The organism is Legionella londiniensis (assembly GCF_001467825.1).
Taxonomy (GTDB): domain Bacteria; phylum Pseudomonadota; class Gammaproteobacteria; order Legionellales; family Legionellaceae; genus Legionella_A; species Legionella_A londiniensis.
Genome location: NZ_LNYK01000019.1, coordinates 38,059 through 53,010, shown reverse-complemented (window position 1 = coordinate 53,010; position 14,952 = coordinate 38,059). Strand labels below are relative to the sequence as shown.

Here is a 14,952-nt window from a genome sequence, read left to right as displayed (position 1 = left end):
GGGTTCCCATAGAAGCCGATAAAAAAATTCCTTTTCCGCACCGCCGTATTGGCAGGGCGGTTTTATGGTCGCCCTCTGCGAGAGATGAGTCTATCCTCGAACAGGATTGGCATGAGTTAACGACTATGATAGTTATGGGAAAGATCGCTGAAATTAATGCCGGCATAGGGCAATACTTGCAGGTCAGGCCAAAAGCGGCAAACAGCCAGTCGCTGGGTTATACCTTTGATGAAGAAGGCAACAAAACTCTAACCTTACCCAGAGGATTTTACTTAAGAAGCCGTTTCACATCCTCAATACTGAAACAGGTTTAGCCTTGGCATTCACCAGGCGGTACTGTCTCCATTGGGTTCTGACAGGTTATTCATTTTTCCCGGGAAAGCGGTAAATCATCGATGTTTCGAGGAATTGAGAAATACAATGCTTCCCATTAATGCCGACAGAAATGATCCGGTTACCACGCCTATTTTAACCAGATTCATTGTTTCTGTACCGCTTTGGAAAGCAAGTGTTCCGATAAAAAGACTCATGGTGAAGCCTACGCCGCAAATAAGAGAGATTCCATATATTTGTGTCAAGGTAACTTTATAAGATGGGTGGGCAAGATATTTTTTTTGTTTTACAAAGTACCAGAGCGGGAGAAAAACGCCAACCTGCTTACCTAGGAAAAGCCCAAGCATAATGCCTAAAACAAGCGGATGAGTAAAAACAGTGCCAAGCTCAGTGCCTAAAAAAGTAACGCCGGCATTTGCAAAGGCAAAGGCAGGTAGAATAAAAAAAGCCACCCACGGATGTAAGCCATATTCCAGCCTGGATAAGGTTGAGTTTGAGGGTTCATCAGGAATCGTCATGGCAATTACAATGCCCGCAAGGGTTGCATGAACGCCGGATTTTAAAACGGCAGCCCAAAGGCAAATGCCAACAATAATGTATAAAGAAATTCGACTCACCTTAAAGTAATTAAAGGCAATGAGAATGCCTGTAAAAGCCAGCGCCATGCCAAGCGAAAGATAAGATAATTTGTGCGTAAAAAAAATGGCGATAATGACAATGGCGCCAATGTCGTCAAAAATCGCAATCGCTGTTAAAAGAATTTTGAGCGCAAAAGGAACCCTGCTTTTAAGCAGGGAAATAATGCCTAAAGTAAAGGCAATATCGGTTGCCGTAGGAATAGCCCAGCCCCGTAAATAATAAGGGTCATCGTAATTAAAGAGAAAGTATATAAAAGCGGGAGCGATTAATCCTGAGCAGGCAGTTATGGCAGGCACAATAATGCTGGTTTTGCTGCTTAAAATGCCTCGCTTAATTTCCCGTTTGATTTCAAGCCCTACCAGCATGAAATAAACAGCCATTAACCCGTCATTAACCCAGATTCTAAGCGGCTTTTCAATAACAAAATCGCCAATGCTGATATTAACTATCACTTGAAACAGATGCTCATAAACCATTTGCAAGGGAGAGTTGGCAATGAGCATCGCCAACAGGGCGGCAGCGAATAATAAAATACCGCCAATGGTTTCAAGACTGTAAAAAGAATCTGAGTTGTTCATTTGTGCTGAACAAAAAAATAGTTAGCATGAATAGTCCAGTGTAGCCTCTGCCTGGTATTTTTTAAAGAGTTTATGTATATTCAGATAACAAACATCAAATGTGCACTTATAACAGAAAAGGAGTTTCAGCATGCGCTTAAGACCTTGGCTTGTTTTTTCCATATTTTTTTGCATGAGCAACGGATATGCTGCCGGCGATAATGTGAGCCAACAAATACAGTTGTTAAACAGCCAGATCCAGGCGCAACTGCAGAAAATTCAGGAAGTTCAGCAAAATCAAATCAAGGAATTGAACCAGCAGATTCAGACGCAAATGAAACAAATGCAGCAGGAACTGCAAGAGCAAATACAGCAGTTAAACCAAAAAACACAGGCCCAGATAAAAGAAGTGCAAAATAACTTATTCGAGCAGATTAAACAGGTACAGGAAGAACAAAAACGGGCTGCAAAAAATTAAAGTTTGATGTGAGCTCGATATAACTGTTTAAGTGTTGCTCTAAAACCGTATAATTCGGGGTTGCTGCCTGATAGCCAGTTCAAAAACTGCTGAAGTTCAGTCACATTATTAGTCAGATGATCGTTGTAATTTAACCGGTTATATTGCACTCTCGCTAAAGTTTAGGGTTACAGCTTAAGGCTTGGATTTATTTTAGGCTTGAATTCTGCCCCTGGTTCGGTTATCCCTTGAGCGTCAATACAATGCAGGATTTGAATCGATTTAATTTGGATGATCTTTATAACCGCATTAAAAAGCTGTTTTCGTTATCACAGCAAGAAGCCGATATTTTCTCGATTCATAAAAAAGTACTCTTAGCTTACAAACGAAGAACTTTAACAGTATTGAAGCAGATTTTTGTTGAATCCTACCCAAATAATGCTGACTTGGCGGTCAAGCTTCAGCATTTTCTGGAAACCAACTGGCATCATATTAAAGGCACTTGTGTCTGTTATACCTCGTTACCCGAAGATGAGATCACCATACTCTTATCTGATTTGGCGAAGTTTGCGGCTTGCCAGCTCAATAACGGGAAATTGAAAGAAAACCCCATTGGCGCGCTTAATCTTCTAATGCCTGCAGTGAATACAGAGTCGGCGGATGAAAACAGGTATCCCCATTTGGGTGCGTATGAAGAAATTGATGGCACGAAATGTGTTGCGCATAATGTAGACGAACGATTTATTCTTAAAACGCATATACTAAGCCAAAATGGTCAGTATTTAATTCCCGTTCAGGTATTGCCCGAATTGCTTGAAGCTGAGACAAAAAATCTTCGCTATAATTATTATTTTCACTACCAGCGCCATGCCCCTCAAAACGCTTTTGTGAACGATGCTGAACTAAAACGGTTAATCAGTCATTCCAATATTACCGAAGCTCTCCATAAATCCTATGCCCGCTATGCTTTTTATATCCATGATGAAAGCCATCTTTTGGGAAAACTCAACCAGTTGTGCAGCGCTTTATATGCTTACAGCGTGAATGATCTCGGGGAGGAGGAAAATGCAGGTATTGGTGTTTATGCGGCCATTATTGAATTTAAAGATTATTATGAAAGTTTGGGTGAAAGAAAAGCGCTTATTCCCCACCCGGTCAAGAAAGAAATTGACCTTTTAATCGCCTTGTCGTCCGATGTTGGGCAAAATAAAAATGCAACTGAAACCATCGAAACCTGTATTGCGTTGCGACGGCGGAGCATACTGGAAGCAATGCGTGGTTTTGAAAGTAAGCTCAGTCAAATTTTACCTGGTCAAGAAGTAAAAAATACTTTGTTTGTTGCCGTCAAAAGAGAGTATGAACATGCAAAATCCCTTTTTTATGAGGCTTTTCACAATGGAAAATTAGCGCAGGGAAGAGACAATTTGCCGCTCACAGGTGATCTCGTTCGATGGCTTAAATTGGATTGTTCAATCCAATCCTCTGCTGATTTATCGCTTTTTAACGAGCTAAGACCAGAAGAAATTGAAAGCATTTATGAAGATAAAGAGCATTTGGCAGAACAAATAGCCGAGCAAATAACTGACATAGAAGATTTTTTGATGTTTGCAATAGAGTTAAAGCCCGCAGTGTTTGCAACGCTCTTGCCAATTTGTATTTCTATGTTAATTCAACAGGGTGTTATCAATGCCCAACTGGATTTGGATGAATTACTCTCAGCTCTTGGTGAAGAGCGGGGTGGAATTTTTCTTGCGACAATTAAGAATCATTTGCCCTTATTCATTGAAGATATTTTCCAGTTGAGGATATTTTTTGAACAATTGCGCCAGGAGCAATTAGCCGTTTTGTTATCAGATAACAAAGGGTTATTGGAATCATACATCCATCAGGCCTCTGATTTTAGCGAATTGATTTCAGACTTACCCCCCATGCATCGCAATCGGATTTTTAACCTGTATCAAAATCAATTGCCGGGACTTATTGAGAATGCTTTGGATTTTGCATCAATTGCAAAATATATTGAACTCGAGCACTGTCAGATTCTTTATAGGGAGTTAAAAGATGATTTGCCATCCTTAATCAACAGCCCTGAAGCATTGAATCAGATTTTGATATGTGCAAATTCATCTCAATATACTATTTTTTTTAGCGATATGGATGCAAGAGGATTAATAAAAAGTCATGAGGACTTAAAAAAAGCGCTTATGAATTTAAATGCTTCCCAATGCCTTGGACTGGCGGATATTCTTAGGCACGATTTGCTCAAAATAATAGGGGATAAAGAAGGTTTCTATCGTTTGCTATCCGATTGTACCGACAGCAGTCTTAAAAAAAATATTATGACCTTTAGTATCCCTGTTTTGGAGAGGTTGCTTGATAACGTGGAAGCCGATCTACCCAGGTTTTCCGCAATATTTACCCAGAGGGCGGATAGACAATATGTTCACCAATGCTACTTTAACTCTCTTTTAACCCGGTTGAACCAGTATGGTGATGAGGGGTTTGCCCTGTGCGAAAGCCTGAAAACGCTGAGTGATAACTATTTTTCAGCGAAAACAATCAGTTACGAGCAGTTTAAAGCCCGATCAGAGCAGTCCATCGATTTGGTTCGAGAGTATTTGGCTCATAAGCAAAGTTTACTTTTGCTGGCAGCCAAGTGGTTGCTGGCCATCGCAACTCTTGGTACTGTTCTGATTGCCGACATGATTAAAAATAAAATTGAAAGTGGTGCGTGGACTTGCCGCTATTTTTCCTATCCAGGTGAGGATAAAGTCAATAAGCTTGAGCAAGTCATTGAGTACGAAGAAAGTTTGACTCCAGAATGAACTCCCAACGGAAAATTATGATTTGTCAGGTTTACAACATTCCTCAGCAGATTGTTCCAATGCATCAAGCTTCGCGGCTGAATCTGTTTTGGGATGAAAAAAGAAATGCTTGCCATGAGTTGCCGCAAGATTTATGAGCCCTAAAGGTATAAATCCAATACCCAAACCGACTATGGCAAGTGCCAGATTGATCAATATTTTTTTCGTCCCGCGGTGTTTTTCAAGTTCTCTACGGTCATCGCTCTTGAACTGTGCGTCACAAATTATTTTAAAAGCCTGTTTATTGTTTTTGTCATTGGGATTTTTGGTATAGTTATCAAATGCCATCCCTAGCGCAACGGCAATACCCGTTGCAGCATCTGCTGCTTTGCTATTGCCTTTTTGTTGAAAAGCCGCAGCTTTATCAAACAGTGCCTGAAGATGGGTAAGAAAAGCGTGGGATGCTTTGGAATGCAAGAAATCTTGATCCAGTTGTGCAAGACGTAGTTTCTGGCCGGTTGTATAAAGAACGGTATAATTGCCGCAATTATTTGTATCGCCGTTAAAGGGGTTTTTTTTGCCGAGCACATTATCCAGATTAAAAATATGCTCGTGGGTCAATTCGGTTGAATCATGTCCATGAGCAAATTGAATCTGGTAGTTATTTTTTTGTGCTGGTCGATCCAGCGTGGAATAGCTTCTGTTCCACATCAAATGCTCGAAAGGCGCGCTTTCTGGTTCTTGAAATTCTCCCGTGATGTTATCTTGATCATAGAGTGTGTGGACTGTATGATTTTGAACATATTCTTGGAACTTGGTATTGATGTTCTCAATCGTTGCTGCCAGTGATTTTACGCTGCTATCCCAATACGTAACACCCAGTTTTTTTGCAATCGCTTGAATATTCGTTAAGCCTATGCCAGCATGGCTGTAAATTGTGATTTCATTTTGATCATCATTTAACGTGTAGGCAAGCGCTTTCAGGGTAGGCTTATAGGCGGATTTAACCATGAGCATGACGGAATCCCTGGAGATTAATTTTTTATCAATCAAAGCCTGCAGCGCGTTGGTAGAGTCGGCCTGACCCGAGTGGTCAATATTTTTAGCTTGAAACCTGTCTTCATTTGTTTCATAAGACTCAATAAATTCAATATCATGGTTGGAAAGCAGCGTTTCTACATGCGCGCCACTCTCATGCAATTTTTCCAAAAGCTTCAGGGTAAAGTAATCATTGCTCCCCCGGTCACAGAGTACATCGCCAATGAGGATGATTGAAGCATCTGCTTGAATCTCGATCTTGGCTATTAATTCATTAAATTGACTTAAGTCTTCCTGAGTGATTTCATCTGTTTGTTTTTGATAAATAGCGACCAGTGCTTGATAGTCTTCTTCGCTGATATTACGTGCAATCCCATGTTTGAGCAGCATAAATAGTAACTTCATGGCGTTACCGTGCAGGTCGCCAATGGTAAGATTGGTATTTTTACCTCCGAGAGCATCGTTGTCGGCTTTGGGCAGTTGATAAATATCGACACTTTCTGAAATCAGTTGATTAGACATGGGTATTCTTAAAAAGGTTAATTGCTTATAATTTTATCAAATTTAAGCTTAAGCGAAGATTAACTGACAAAAAATATCCATTTTTAAAAATAATCCTGGCTCTCAAAAAGCAAGATGCCTTAATAGCAAACAAGCCGGGTCATTGGCTCGGCGGTTTTTGGGAATTGCAGGCGCAACAGGCATAGCGATGCTTGCACGGGTGAGCTTAAATTCAAATAAATTTAAATTCAGTTAATAAATGCATAACCTTGGTGGCAGCTTCTTCCGGTGTCATTTCCGTGGTAGTTAGTTTTAAAGCAGGAGAAACAGGCTCTTCATAAGGGCTGCCAATGCCGGTAAAGTTTTTGATTATGCCTGCTCTCGCTTTTTTGTATAAGCCTTTGACATCACGGCCTTCGGCAATCGCGAGCGGCGTATGGACAAAGATTTCCAGGAAATGTTTGTCACCAATCAAACGACGCGCCATTTCCCGTTCAGCCTTAAAAGGTGAAATGAAGGATACGAGAGTAATAAGCCCTGCCTCTGTCATTAATTTAGCGACTTCAGCAATTCGGCGTATATTTTCGGCACGGCCGGCTTCTGTGAAGTCAAGATCTCTATTTAATCCATGACGGATATTGTCTCCGTCCAGCAGCATGGTGTGTTTTCCGGCTGCGTTTAATTTTGCTTCAACAAGGTTTGCGATCGTCGATTTTCCTGCGCCGGATAAGCCGGTAAACCACAAAACGGCAGGTTTTTGATTTTTGATCAATGCCCGTTGGTTTTTATCAACCAGTAATGGTTGCTGGTGCACATTGGTTGAGCGCCTTAACGCAAAATGAATGAGTCCTGCGGCAACGGTTTCATTGGTAAACCTGTCAATCATGATAAAGCTGCCCAATTCCCGGTTTTTGCTATAAGGTTCAAAAGCGATGGCCCGATCAAGCGCCAGGTCGCAATCGCCAATTTCGTTAAGCGTCAATTCCCTGGCAGCAATTTTTTCAAGCGTATTCACATTGATGCGGTGTTTGGGTTTGCCTGGTGTACATAATGCAGTCACGGTATGGCTTTTGAAAACATATTGACGGCCTGAAATCATCGGTTTTTCAGCCATCCAGAGGATTCTCGCAGCAAATTGATCGGCGACTTCACAGGGGTCTTGTGCGCTGACTAATACATTTCCGCGCGAGATATCTAATTCATCATGGAGTGTGCAAGTAATGGATTGACCTGCAATGGCTTTGGTAAGCTCGCCCTCATAGGTGATTAAACGGTCTATTGTTGTTTTCTGATTGCCGGGTAAAATTCGGACAGTATCGCCAGGCCTGATTTGGCCAGAGCTGATGCGTCCGCTAAAGCCCCGGAAATCAGGATTGGGGCGGTTCACCCATTGAACTGGCATGCGGAAGGAGTCGTCATCAAAGTTGTTTTCAATTTGTACATTTTCAAGGTAGTTTAACAACGATGACTCTTGATACCAGGGCATGTTAGGCGATAGGGCGATAATATTGTCGCCTTTGAGGGCCGAAATGGGAATTGCCTGGATTTCTTTGATGCCCAGAGTCTCGGCAAAGACACAATAGTCAGTTTTGATTTGTTCAAACAAAGCCTTGTCATAATCAACCAAGTCCATTTTATTAATGGCAAGGACGATGTTTTTTACCCCAAGCATGGCAACGATGAAACTGTGCCGGCGGGTTTGCGTTAAAATACCTTTCCTGGCATCAATCATAAGAACAGCGAGGCTTGCAGTGGAAGCGCCGGTTGCCATGTTTCTTGTATATTGTTCATGGCCTGGGGTATCCGCGACGATGAATTTTCGTTTATCTGTTGAAAAAAAACGGTAGGCTACGTCAATGGTAATGCCTTGTTCCCGCTCGGAGGCAAGGCCATCAACCAGCAAGGCGAAATCAAGCTCTTCGCCTGTCGTGCCATATTTTTTACTGTCGCTCGCCAACGCTTTGAGTTGATCATCATAGATGAGCTGCGATTCATATAACAGGCGGCCGATTAAAGTGGATTTGCCGTCATCTACAGAACCACAGGTGATGAAGCGGAGAATATCTTTTTGATCATGAGCGTTCAGATATGAGGTAAAGTCAGTGTGGGCGATTGAGCTCTGCTTCATTTTCATTAGAAATATCCTTCCTGCTTTTTCTTTTCCATTGATGCACTGCAATCATGATCAATTATCCGTCCCTGCCGCTCTGATGTGGTGCTCAAAAGCATTTCTTGAATAATTGCCGGCAAAGTATCGGCCGAAGATTCAATAGCCCCAGTTAAAGGGTAACAACCAAGCGTTCTAAACCGGATTTGCCTAAGTTGCGGTTTTTCTCCGGGTTTTAGAGGTAAACGTTCATCATCCACCATGATCAAGGCTCCATCACGCACCACAGTAGGGCGGGCTGCCGCATAATACAGCGGTACAATGTCAATTTTCTCCTGATGAATGTATAGCCAGATATCAAGTTCGGTCCAATTTGAGAGCGGAAAAACTCTTATGCTTTCTCCTTGAAGGGTTCGCGCATTATATAAATTCCAGAGTTCTGGCCGCTGGTTTTTAGGATCCCAACGGTGGTTTTTACTGCGAATAGAAAAAATTCGCTCTTTTGCGCGTGATTTTTCTTCATCACGCCGAGCACCGCCGAAAGCTGCATCAAAACCATATTTATCGAGGGCTTGCCTTAAAGCGGCCGTTTTCATCACATCAGTATAAGTGGAAGAGCCGTGATCAAAGGGATTAATGCCTTCTTTTAAGCCTTCCTCATTGGTATGCACTATCAATTCCAAGCCATATTTTCTTGCAGTTTGATCGCGAAATCGGATCATATCGCGAAATTTCCATGTGGTATCGATGTGTAGGAGGGGGAAAGGCGGTTTGGCAGGATAAAAAGCTTTCAGAGCCAAATGAAGCATTACTGAGCTGTCTTTCCCTATGGAGTAAAGCATGACAGGATTTTCAGTTTCAGCCACGACTTCGCGCATGATATATATGCTCTCAGCTTCCAGGTGATTTAAATGACCAAGCTTCATGGATTTCCCGTCTCATGATTTTTTTGCTGGTGAGCATATCACGTAAGCCGTAGATTTTGAATAAGCGGTTTCAGCACAGCTATCATGCCCGGAATCAAGCCTTTATGTCAGACATTGCGTGAAATGCTCAAAAACGTCTTGTTATTTATTGTTGTATTTTGTGATCAAATAGAGTAAATTATGGACTTTATTGCGGCCAAAATTTTTTGCAATGAGTGTGACAATAATTGTGAGGACATACCATGTTTAATCAAAATCAAAATCAAAATTCCAGAGATGGTCATGAATCGGGTTATGAAATAGGTAGAAATATTACCAGCAGGTGTATCGAACTTGCGAATCAGGTGCCGGGATTTTTTACACCGTACCGGGGAGTTGCGGATTTTGCAAAAACTCTTGTGTCGCCTGTCGCAGCCCCATTGGCATTCGGAGCCCTTACCGCACTGGCTGGGGTAGTCGCTCTTGCAGCACCCGCTGTTTGCCTCGGAAGCCTTGCGGTAGCCGGGATTGCTGCTTTAGCCAAATCGGAGAATCTGATGAGCCTAAGCCTTGGGATTGCTGTTGCAAGCGCTGTTGTTGGTTTGATAGCCGCTGTTTTTGTTCCTGTTTTTGCCATTGCAACCCTTGTTACTCCATTTACCCAAACTGCCGCTATATTCACCCGTTCTGGCGCTTCAGTGGTTGCAGGGATCAAATCATTGTTTGCCAGCAGCAGTTCAGAAGAGCGTGAAGAATTAGTTGTTGATGAGCTCCAACCTACAATTTGAATGCATGCGGCACAATTATAATATTGCAGTCAATTCTTAATTCACTCGCTATGTGCCATGGAGGGCTATTAATTTATAACATGTCTGCCGGCAAGATAAGGCTGATTGGCAGCACGGTGGATGGCGAGCAGATTCTCAAAAAGAGGCGGGAAAATATCCCAACAGCGCAGAATTGAACCCTGGGGTTCAGGTGGGAATGGTTCGTGCCGGATCAGGCTTCCCTCCATAAATGTGGTATAGCGCAACACCGCCACTGGAACGCTTTCCCTTAGTTATGCTTATCGGTTCAAAAATCGTTGCTGCTGGGATTGGGTGCGATTATAACCTAAGCTTTGTATAAATTAAATAAAATTGGAAGCGACAGGGCCTATGCATGAAAATCAAATTTGAATTAGATGAGATCAACTTGACTTCTACGTTCTGCGACTTGTTCGCAGAACGTAGAAGTCAAGAGTTTTTTCATGCATAGGCCCTGAAAGAAGCAAGGCTAGAACAATGTTTATTGAATGCGCGTCCATGAACTTTCTTTGGGTTTCTCCGCCTGCAGCGTTGCATATTGACTTACTGCGGGAATTTCAAAAGCATTCCTTGGAGGTAGATAATGCTTCGACTGCTGAAATTCGGTTTTTTATTCATGGCTGCCGCGCTAGGTTATGCAAAACCAAGCGCTCCGTTTTTGGTTCTTGATGGCAAGCCTAATGACTTGTTGCCGAAGCGTTTTCGCGTGATAGACAGCCGCGGCTTAAAAGCCATCGCCAGCGGCCAGTTTTCAGAAAGGCAGCTGGTCTATATCAAAAATCAACTCAATGAGCCTGTCGTGATTATTGATTTGCGCCAGGAATCTCATGGATTTGTTAACGGTTACCCTGTCAGTTGGTATGCCGCCAAAAACCAGGCTAACCTGCACAAGCCACAAGAAACCATTCAGGCTGAAGAACAGAGGTTATTATCCAGTCTTGCAGACAAAAAAAGCCTGCTGATCGAAGAAATCAAAGCGAAATCAAAAAGCGGAGAGATTCAAACCCGCCCTTTATTCACGCTGAAACCTGAACGAATTGAATCTGAACAGGCATTGGCCGCCCGTCTTGGCTTTGGCTACAAACGGTTTTATGTTACAGACCACAGGCCCCCAACCAAGTCTCAGGTTCATGAACTACAGGAATTTATCAGTACAGTTCCTGAAGATACCTGGATTTATTTTCATTGTCGCGGAGGTTCAGGACGCACTACCGCCTTCGTACTTCTTTACGATATTTTTAAAAATGGCCAGTCTTTGCCTTTATCCGCTCTATTCAAATTGCATCATGAGAAAGGAGGCAAGGATTTAAGGCTTTTGCCCGAAAAAAAGAGTTATCAGTATCAGGATGCGGTAAAACGGCTAAGGCTGATAGAAGAGATCTATGTCAATAGTCATCAGGCTTAATGGGCTACTCTTTGAAAGCAGGCAGCTTTGACCAGTCCGGGTAAGTCAGCTCCCATAAACGGTAGAGCTTATCTTCCCTGTAATGAGCAATTAAAATCACTTCAATTTTTTGCGGCGGAGTATCTTTTGTGCTTGTGGTAATAAAGACCCGGCCTGCTAATTTGTTTCCCTGCTCTACCCACGCTTCCTCATCATAAGCCACGTTATATTGAATATCAGTCGCGTAATATTTTTGATGCGACCTTAAAAATTCATCGTAATTTGTGACTTGTTCATTGGTATACAGGAGAAATTCCTGATGGTAATAATAGGGTATTAAGGCCGCATTTTTGGAAATGACCATTTCTCTAAACATTTCTTTCATTTTTTGGATAGACATGACTGCTCGCTCAGTTTGGCATAATCAATTGAATTACCTGCTGTTTGTAATACACAGTTTTTTAGCCTGCTGTTTATGACCTTCAACCAAGAGATCAAAAATAATAATTTTTTTATACGGATGAATGTTTTTAATTCCCAATATCCGCAGGTCTTCAGTCGTTGCTTCTCTGCCATAAAGCCGCTCATCGAGCTCTGGATCTTTGAGTTTATAGATATAGGCTGTATGAATTTCCCGGCTCTTGCATTCTTCCTGGGATACAAGTTTGATCCCTTTACCACGTAAACCGACTATTTTCCCGCGGGATAGAATAGCAGTAAAAGTTTCCGCAAGTTTTTTGTCAAGTATTTTATTCATTTGGGTGGGAATGACTCCTGCCAGCGCATTGGCCGGCAAATAAGCACTGCTGATGGAGTGCAACATGGCCTGTTCTGGATGCGTTTGGATTTTAGAGGATGGCTTGGCTTCTTCTTTATGGTCATCCATGGATTTTTTTTCCGTGTTGCATTTTTTTTGATTAAAAAAAACAGGCGCTTTTTTAAGATCGATTTGAGTACTGGTCGTTGTGAGTTTCGGGCTCTCTATGGCAGGGGAAGAAAGATTTTGGGCGTTGATTACCACATCAGGAGCGGTGCTCAGGGTCATGGGTGTGGGTGGTAAAGAAACGGGTTGAATTAAAGGGCTTACAAGATCGTGGCTATTTTGTTTAGAAGCTTTTTTTAGTTTGTTTAGTTTTTGTGTTGATTTCTTTTGTTGCTTTGGCTCTTCGGGAAGTTTGAGCTCCAAAAGCTCTTCTTTTTTAGATGACTTGGGTTTTTTTTGCAATATATTCAATAATTCTGACTTACTTAAATGTAATTCAAGTTTAACGTTTTTGAGCGCAGTTTTTATGAGTTCATCTTGTGAATTTCTTATCGGATCAAAAGATTTGCTCTCAATAAAATTTTCCAAGTAGAGATATATCTTATATACCAGTTTAAGCGTTGCTTCTTTCTGCTCATCATTATTGGATTGATTGAATATTTGCTTGTCTAAATTCTTATAAATATGTTTTAAGGCATGGGCAATATTAATAACGAATAAGCTGCAATGGCAAGTGTCATCCAGATTGTCTGTAATAATTGCCTGGCTGATGATATTTAAATTGTGTTGAATTATGGTAAATAGTTCTTCCTTTTTATCATCAGATGATTTGGTGAGTTCAATGGTTTTTAGATGTGCCAGGAATCCATGTGCGATTAGACGCGAGCTATCAGGCATATCTTCTGAAATAGAGCGCATTAAAAAGGCTTCTGAACTTTGCAGATTTCCTTTCTCCAGATGATGTTGCGCAATATGGTTATTCACTGCATTGATTTGATGATATAAATGTTTAATTGTTTCTGAATCCTGCTGATTTGAAATAACATTTTTGATCATCAATTTGATGAGCCTTGCCAGATTTAAAAAATTATATTCTCTACCAAGATTTATTTGCTGGCTTCGGATTAATTGCCAGTTATTCAAATTTGCAATCAGGTGAGACAGCATGTTATCAAAGGCAGTCATGTTTAAACAGCGCGGGGCACTTTCATAAGCGCTCATAAACTCGTGACATGCTGAAAAAACTTTAGGCATGTTATCCTGCAGCGATTTTTTGATATTTCCTATCCCTAATAGCTTTGAAAATCGAATAACCTGATCATTAAAATTCTGTATGGCTGTAATCACATCGATTTGCTTTTCATGTAAGACCAGATTTAAGTGAGTTTTTTCATCAAAACCCATGACAATAAATTGGGTATCAGTAGAATGTGAAGGAATAGCCGGCGAAAGATTTAAATAGTTACCAGACCAGGGTTTGTAATAAGTGGCCAAATTCAGTTTCGTATATGCTGTAATGTCTTTTTCTTGCCTAAATGTTAAAAGCATTATGCCGTCGTTTTGCAGCAAGAGAGGTACATGTTGAGTAAGCTGCGATTGATAATCTTCCTCGGAAGACATATGTTCTTTGCACAAAACGGCTATGTTGAATTTTTTCTTTTTTGTTAATAACTCCCTGCGGTTATTTTCTTTTTCTTCCTTAAGATGAATTTCTGAATACTGCGCCAATATTTTTTTATATTGAGAAACTGTTTTTTTCTCATCAAATCCATAATAGTTCATATTTTTTTTATAGATTTTTGCAATCTTCATGAATGCTAATGCATCAACACAGTCTCCGCAGCGGGGATTGATGATGCCTATTGAGTCCTCTTTATGGATAAACTCATTGATTTTTAAAAAGAATAATGAATTCAGGAATGCATAATAACTCTCTTTTAAGGATTCAATGCTTGCTGATTGGCCATAAATTTTTTTAAGTTCAATTTCAATTGCAAAATGACAAAGCCTATGAAAAATCTTGTTTTTACTTTCAAAAATAAGACTATAAAAGGACTGATTTATTTTATTAATGCACGTATCTTTAGCATGATGGCTCAGCAACAGCTTGATGATTGCTTCATAACGACTAATTTCTTCATGTTTATTTGGATTTTCTTTCAGTATTTTACTCAGGTTAACAGCAGCCCAGAGCAGAGCGGTATTACCATTACTGCTGGGCTCATCGATATCGAAAGATTGATTGGATTGTAATATTTTTTGAACTTCCTGCAGATTGCCGGCAGCGGCTGCTTGTCTTAGTTTGAGAGATATGGACATGTTTTCTGTTTGCATTTTGAATGGCTTAAATTTCAGGAATTTTACTGGGAAATTATTAAGAAAATCTTAAGAAAAAATTTAAAAATTAGCTGTCTCTTTGCAGGATAAAAAATAATTTCTATTCATGGAAAGGGCAATTATTTCGTTGTATCCAAAGAATAAATCTGTCTGGATAGTCGCTTTGGAAATTAAGCCATCAAGCAGTACTTTTATTTTTTTGTAATAAACGTTCTACTTGAAATCTTTTAAACACTGCTTTGTATATTTGGTCAATTAGCGCAAACTATCACGGGTATCTTCCAGGGCCTACGCATGAAAATCAAACTTGGATTAGATGAG

10 protein-coding genes and 1 pseudogene are annotated in these 14,952 nt (G+C 40.8%); 5 read left to right on the top strand and 6 right to left on the bottom strand.

Annotated features, from left to right (window positions below):
* Nucleotides 1-314, top strand: a pseudogene (locus Llon_RS11760) (DNA mismatch repair protein MutH); the annotation flags it as partial.
* Between the two features lie 75 nt (nt 315-389).
* Here the strand turns inward: Llon_RS11760 and nhaA are convergent.
* Nucleotides 390-1,550: a Na+/H+ antiporter NhaA gene (gene nhaA, locus Llon_RS08025; protein WP_058529554.1), complete on the bottom strand. Its 1,161-nt coding sequence runs from the start codon at nt 1,548-1,550 to the stop codon at nt 390-392.
* Between the two features lie 130 nt (nt 1,551-1,680).
* Between nhaA and Llon_RS08020 the strand changes: the two genes are divergently transcribed.
* On the top strand, nt 1,681-2,007 hold the full coding sequence (locus Llon_RS08020; protein ID WP_058529553.1) for a hypothetical protein: 327 nt from the start codon (nt 1,681-1,683) through the stop codon (nt 2,005-2,007).
* A gap of 227 nt (nt 2,008-2,234) precedes the next feature.
* Nucleotides 2,235-4,811, top strand: coding sequence for a hypothetical protein (locus Llon_RS08015; protein WP_131754645.1), 2,577 nt, complete (start codon nt 2,235-2,237; stop codon nt 4,809-4,811).
* A 15-nt stretch (nt 4,812-4,826) separates the two neighbouring features.
* Here Llon_RS08015 and wip read toward each other — a convergent pair whose 3' ends face one another.
* The 3 genes from wip to cysD all read right to left on the bottom strand — a co-directional run bounded on the left by wip (nt 4,827) and on the right by cysD (nt 9,362).
* Nucleotides 4,827-6,350 (bottom strand): Dot/Icm T4SS effector Wip, encoded by a 1,524-nt coding sequence (wip, locus tag Llon_RS08010; protein ID WP_058529551.1) that lies wholly within the window; start codon nt 6,348-6,350, stop codon nt 4,827-4,829.
* A 211-nt stretch (nt 6,351-6,561) separates the two neighbouring features.
* On the bottom strand, nt 6,562-8,463 hold the full coding sequence (cysN, locus tag Llon_RS08005; protein WP_202813345.1) for a sulfate adenylyltransferase subunit CysN: 1,902 nt from the start codon (nt 8,461-8,463) through the stop codon (nt 6,562-6,564).
* Complete coding sequence (cysD, locus tag Llon_RS08000; RefSeq protein ID WP_058529550.1) at nt 8,463-9,362, bottom strand: sulfate adenylyltransferase subunit CysD; 900 nt, start codon at nt 9,360-9,362, stop codon at nt 8,463-8,465. The genes cysN and cysD overlap by 1 nt, the downstream gene beginning before the upstream one ends.
* Nucleotides 9,363-9,604: 242 nt before the next feature.
* Between cysD and Llon_RS07995 the strand changes: the two genes are divergently transcribed.
* A complete protein-coding gene (locus tag Llon_RS07995) occupies nt 9,605-10,129 on the top strand; it encodes a hypothetical protein (protein WP_058529549.1) in 525 nt (174 codons plus the stop codon).
* Between the two features lie 601 nt (nt 10,130-10,730).
* On the top strand, nt 10,731-11,552 hold the full coding sequence (locus tag Llon_RS07985) for a phosphatase domain-containing putative toxin (RefSeq protein WP_058529547.1): 822 nt from the start codon (nt 10,731-10,733) through the stop codon (nt 11,550-11,552).
* A 4-nt stretch (nt 11,553-11,556) separates the two neighbouring features.
* On the opposite strand, the gene Llon_RS07980 is transcribed toward Llon_RS07985, so the two are convergent.
* Nucleotides 11,557-11,931, bottom strand: a complete 375-nt coding sequence (locus tag Llon_RS07980; protein WP_058529546.1) for a hypothetical protein — start codon at nt 11,929-11,931, stop codon at nt 11,557-11,559.
* Between the two features lie 33 nt (nt 11,932-11,964).
* On the bottom strand, nt 11,965-14,613 hold the full coding sequence (locus Llon_RS07975; protein ID WP_157079316.1) for a hypothetical protein: 2,649 nt from the start codon (nt 14,611-14,613) through the stop codon (nt 11,965-11,967).
* Between the last annotated feature and the right edge of the window lie 339 nt (nt 14,614-14,952).

What these genes read in the sequence shown, in the direction of transcription:
- nhaA (WP_058529554.1), bottom strand. Translation starts at nt 1,550, where the DNA reads ATGAACAACTCAGATTCTTTTTACAGTCTTGAAACCATTGGCGGTATT.
- Llon_RS08020 (WP_058529553.1), top strand. Translation starts at nt 1,681, where the DNA reads ATGCGCTTAAGACCTTGGCTTGTTTTTTCCATATTTTTTTGCATGAGC.
- wip (WP_058529551.1), bottom strand. Translation starts at nt 6,350, where the DNA reads ATGTCTAATCAACTGATTTCAGAAAGTGTCGATATTTATCAACTGCCC.
- cysN (WP_202813345.1), bottom strand. Translation starts at nt 8,463, where the DNA reads ATGAAAATGAAGCAGAGCTCAATCGCCCACACTGACTTTACCTCATAT.
- cysD (WP_058529550.1), bottom strand. Translation starts at nt 9,362, where the DNA reads ATGAAGCTTGGTCATTTAAATCACCTGGAAGCTGAGAGCATATATATC.
- Llon_RS07995 (WP_058529549.1), top strand. Translation starts at nt 9,605, where the DNA reads ATGTTTAATCAAAATCAAAATCAAAATTCCAGAGATGGTCATGAATCG.
- Llon_RS07985 (WP_058529547.1), top strand. Translation starts at nt 10,731, where the DNA reads ATGCTTCGACTGCTGAAATTCGGTTTTTTATTCATGGCTGCCGCGCTA.
- Llon_RS07980 (WP_058529546.1), bottom strand. Translation starts at nt 11,931, where the DNA reads ATGTCTATCCAAAAAATGAAAGAAATGTTTAGAGAAATGGTCATTTCC.
- Llon_RS07975 (WP_157079316.1), bottom strand. Translation starts at nt 14,613, where the DNA reads ATGTCCATATCTCTCAAACTAAGACAAGCAGCCGCTGCCGGCAATCTG.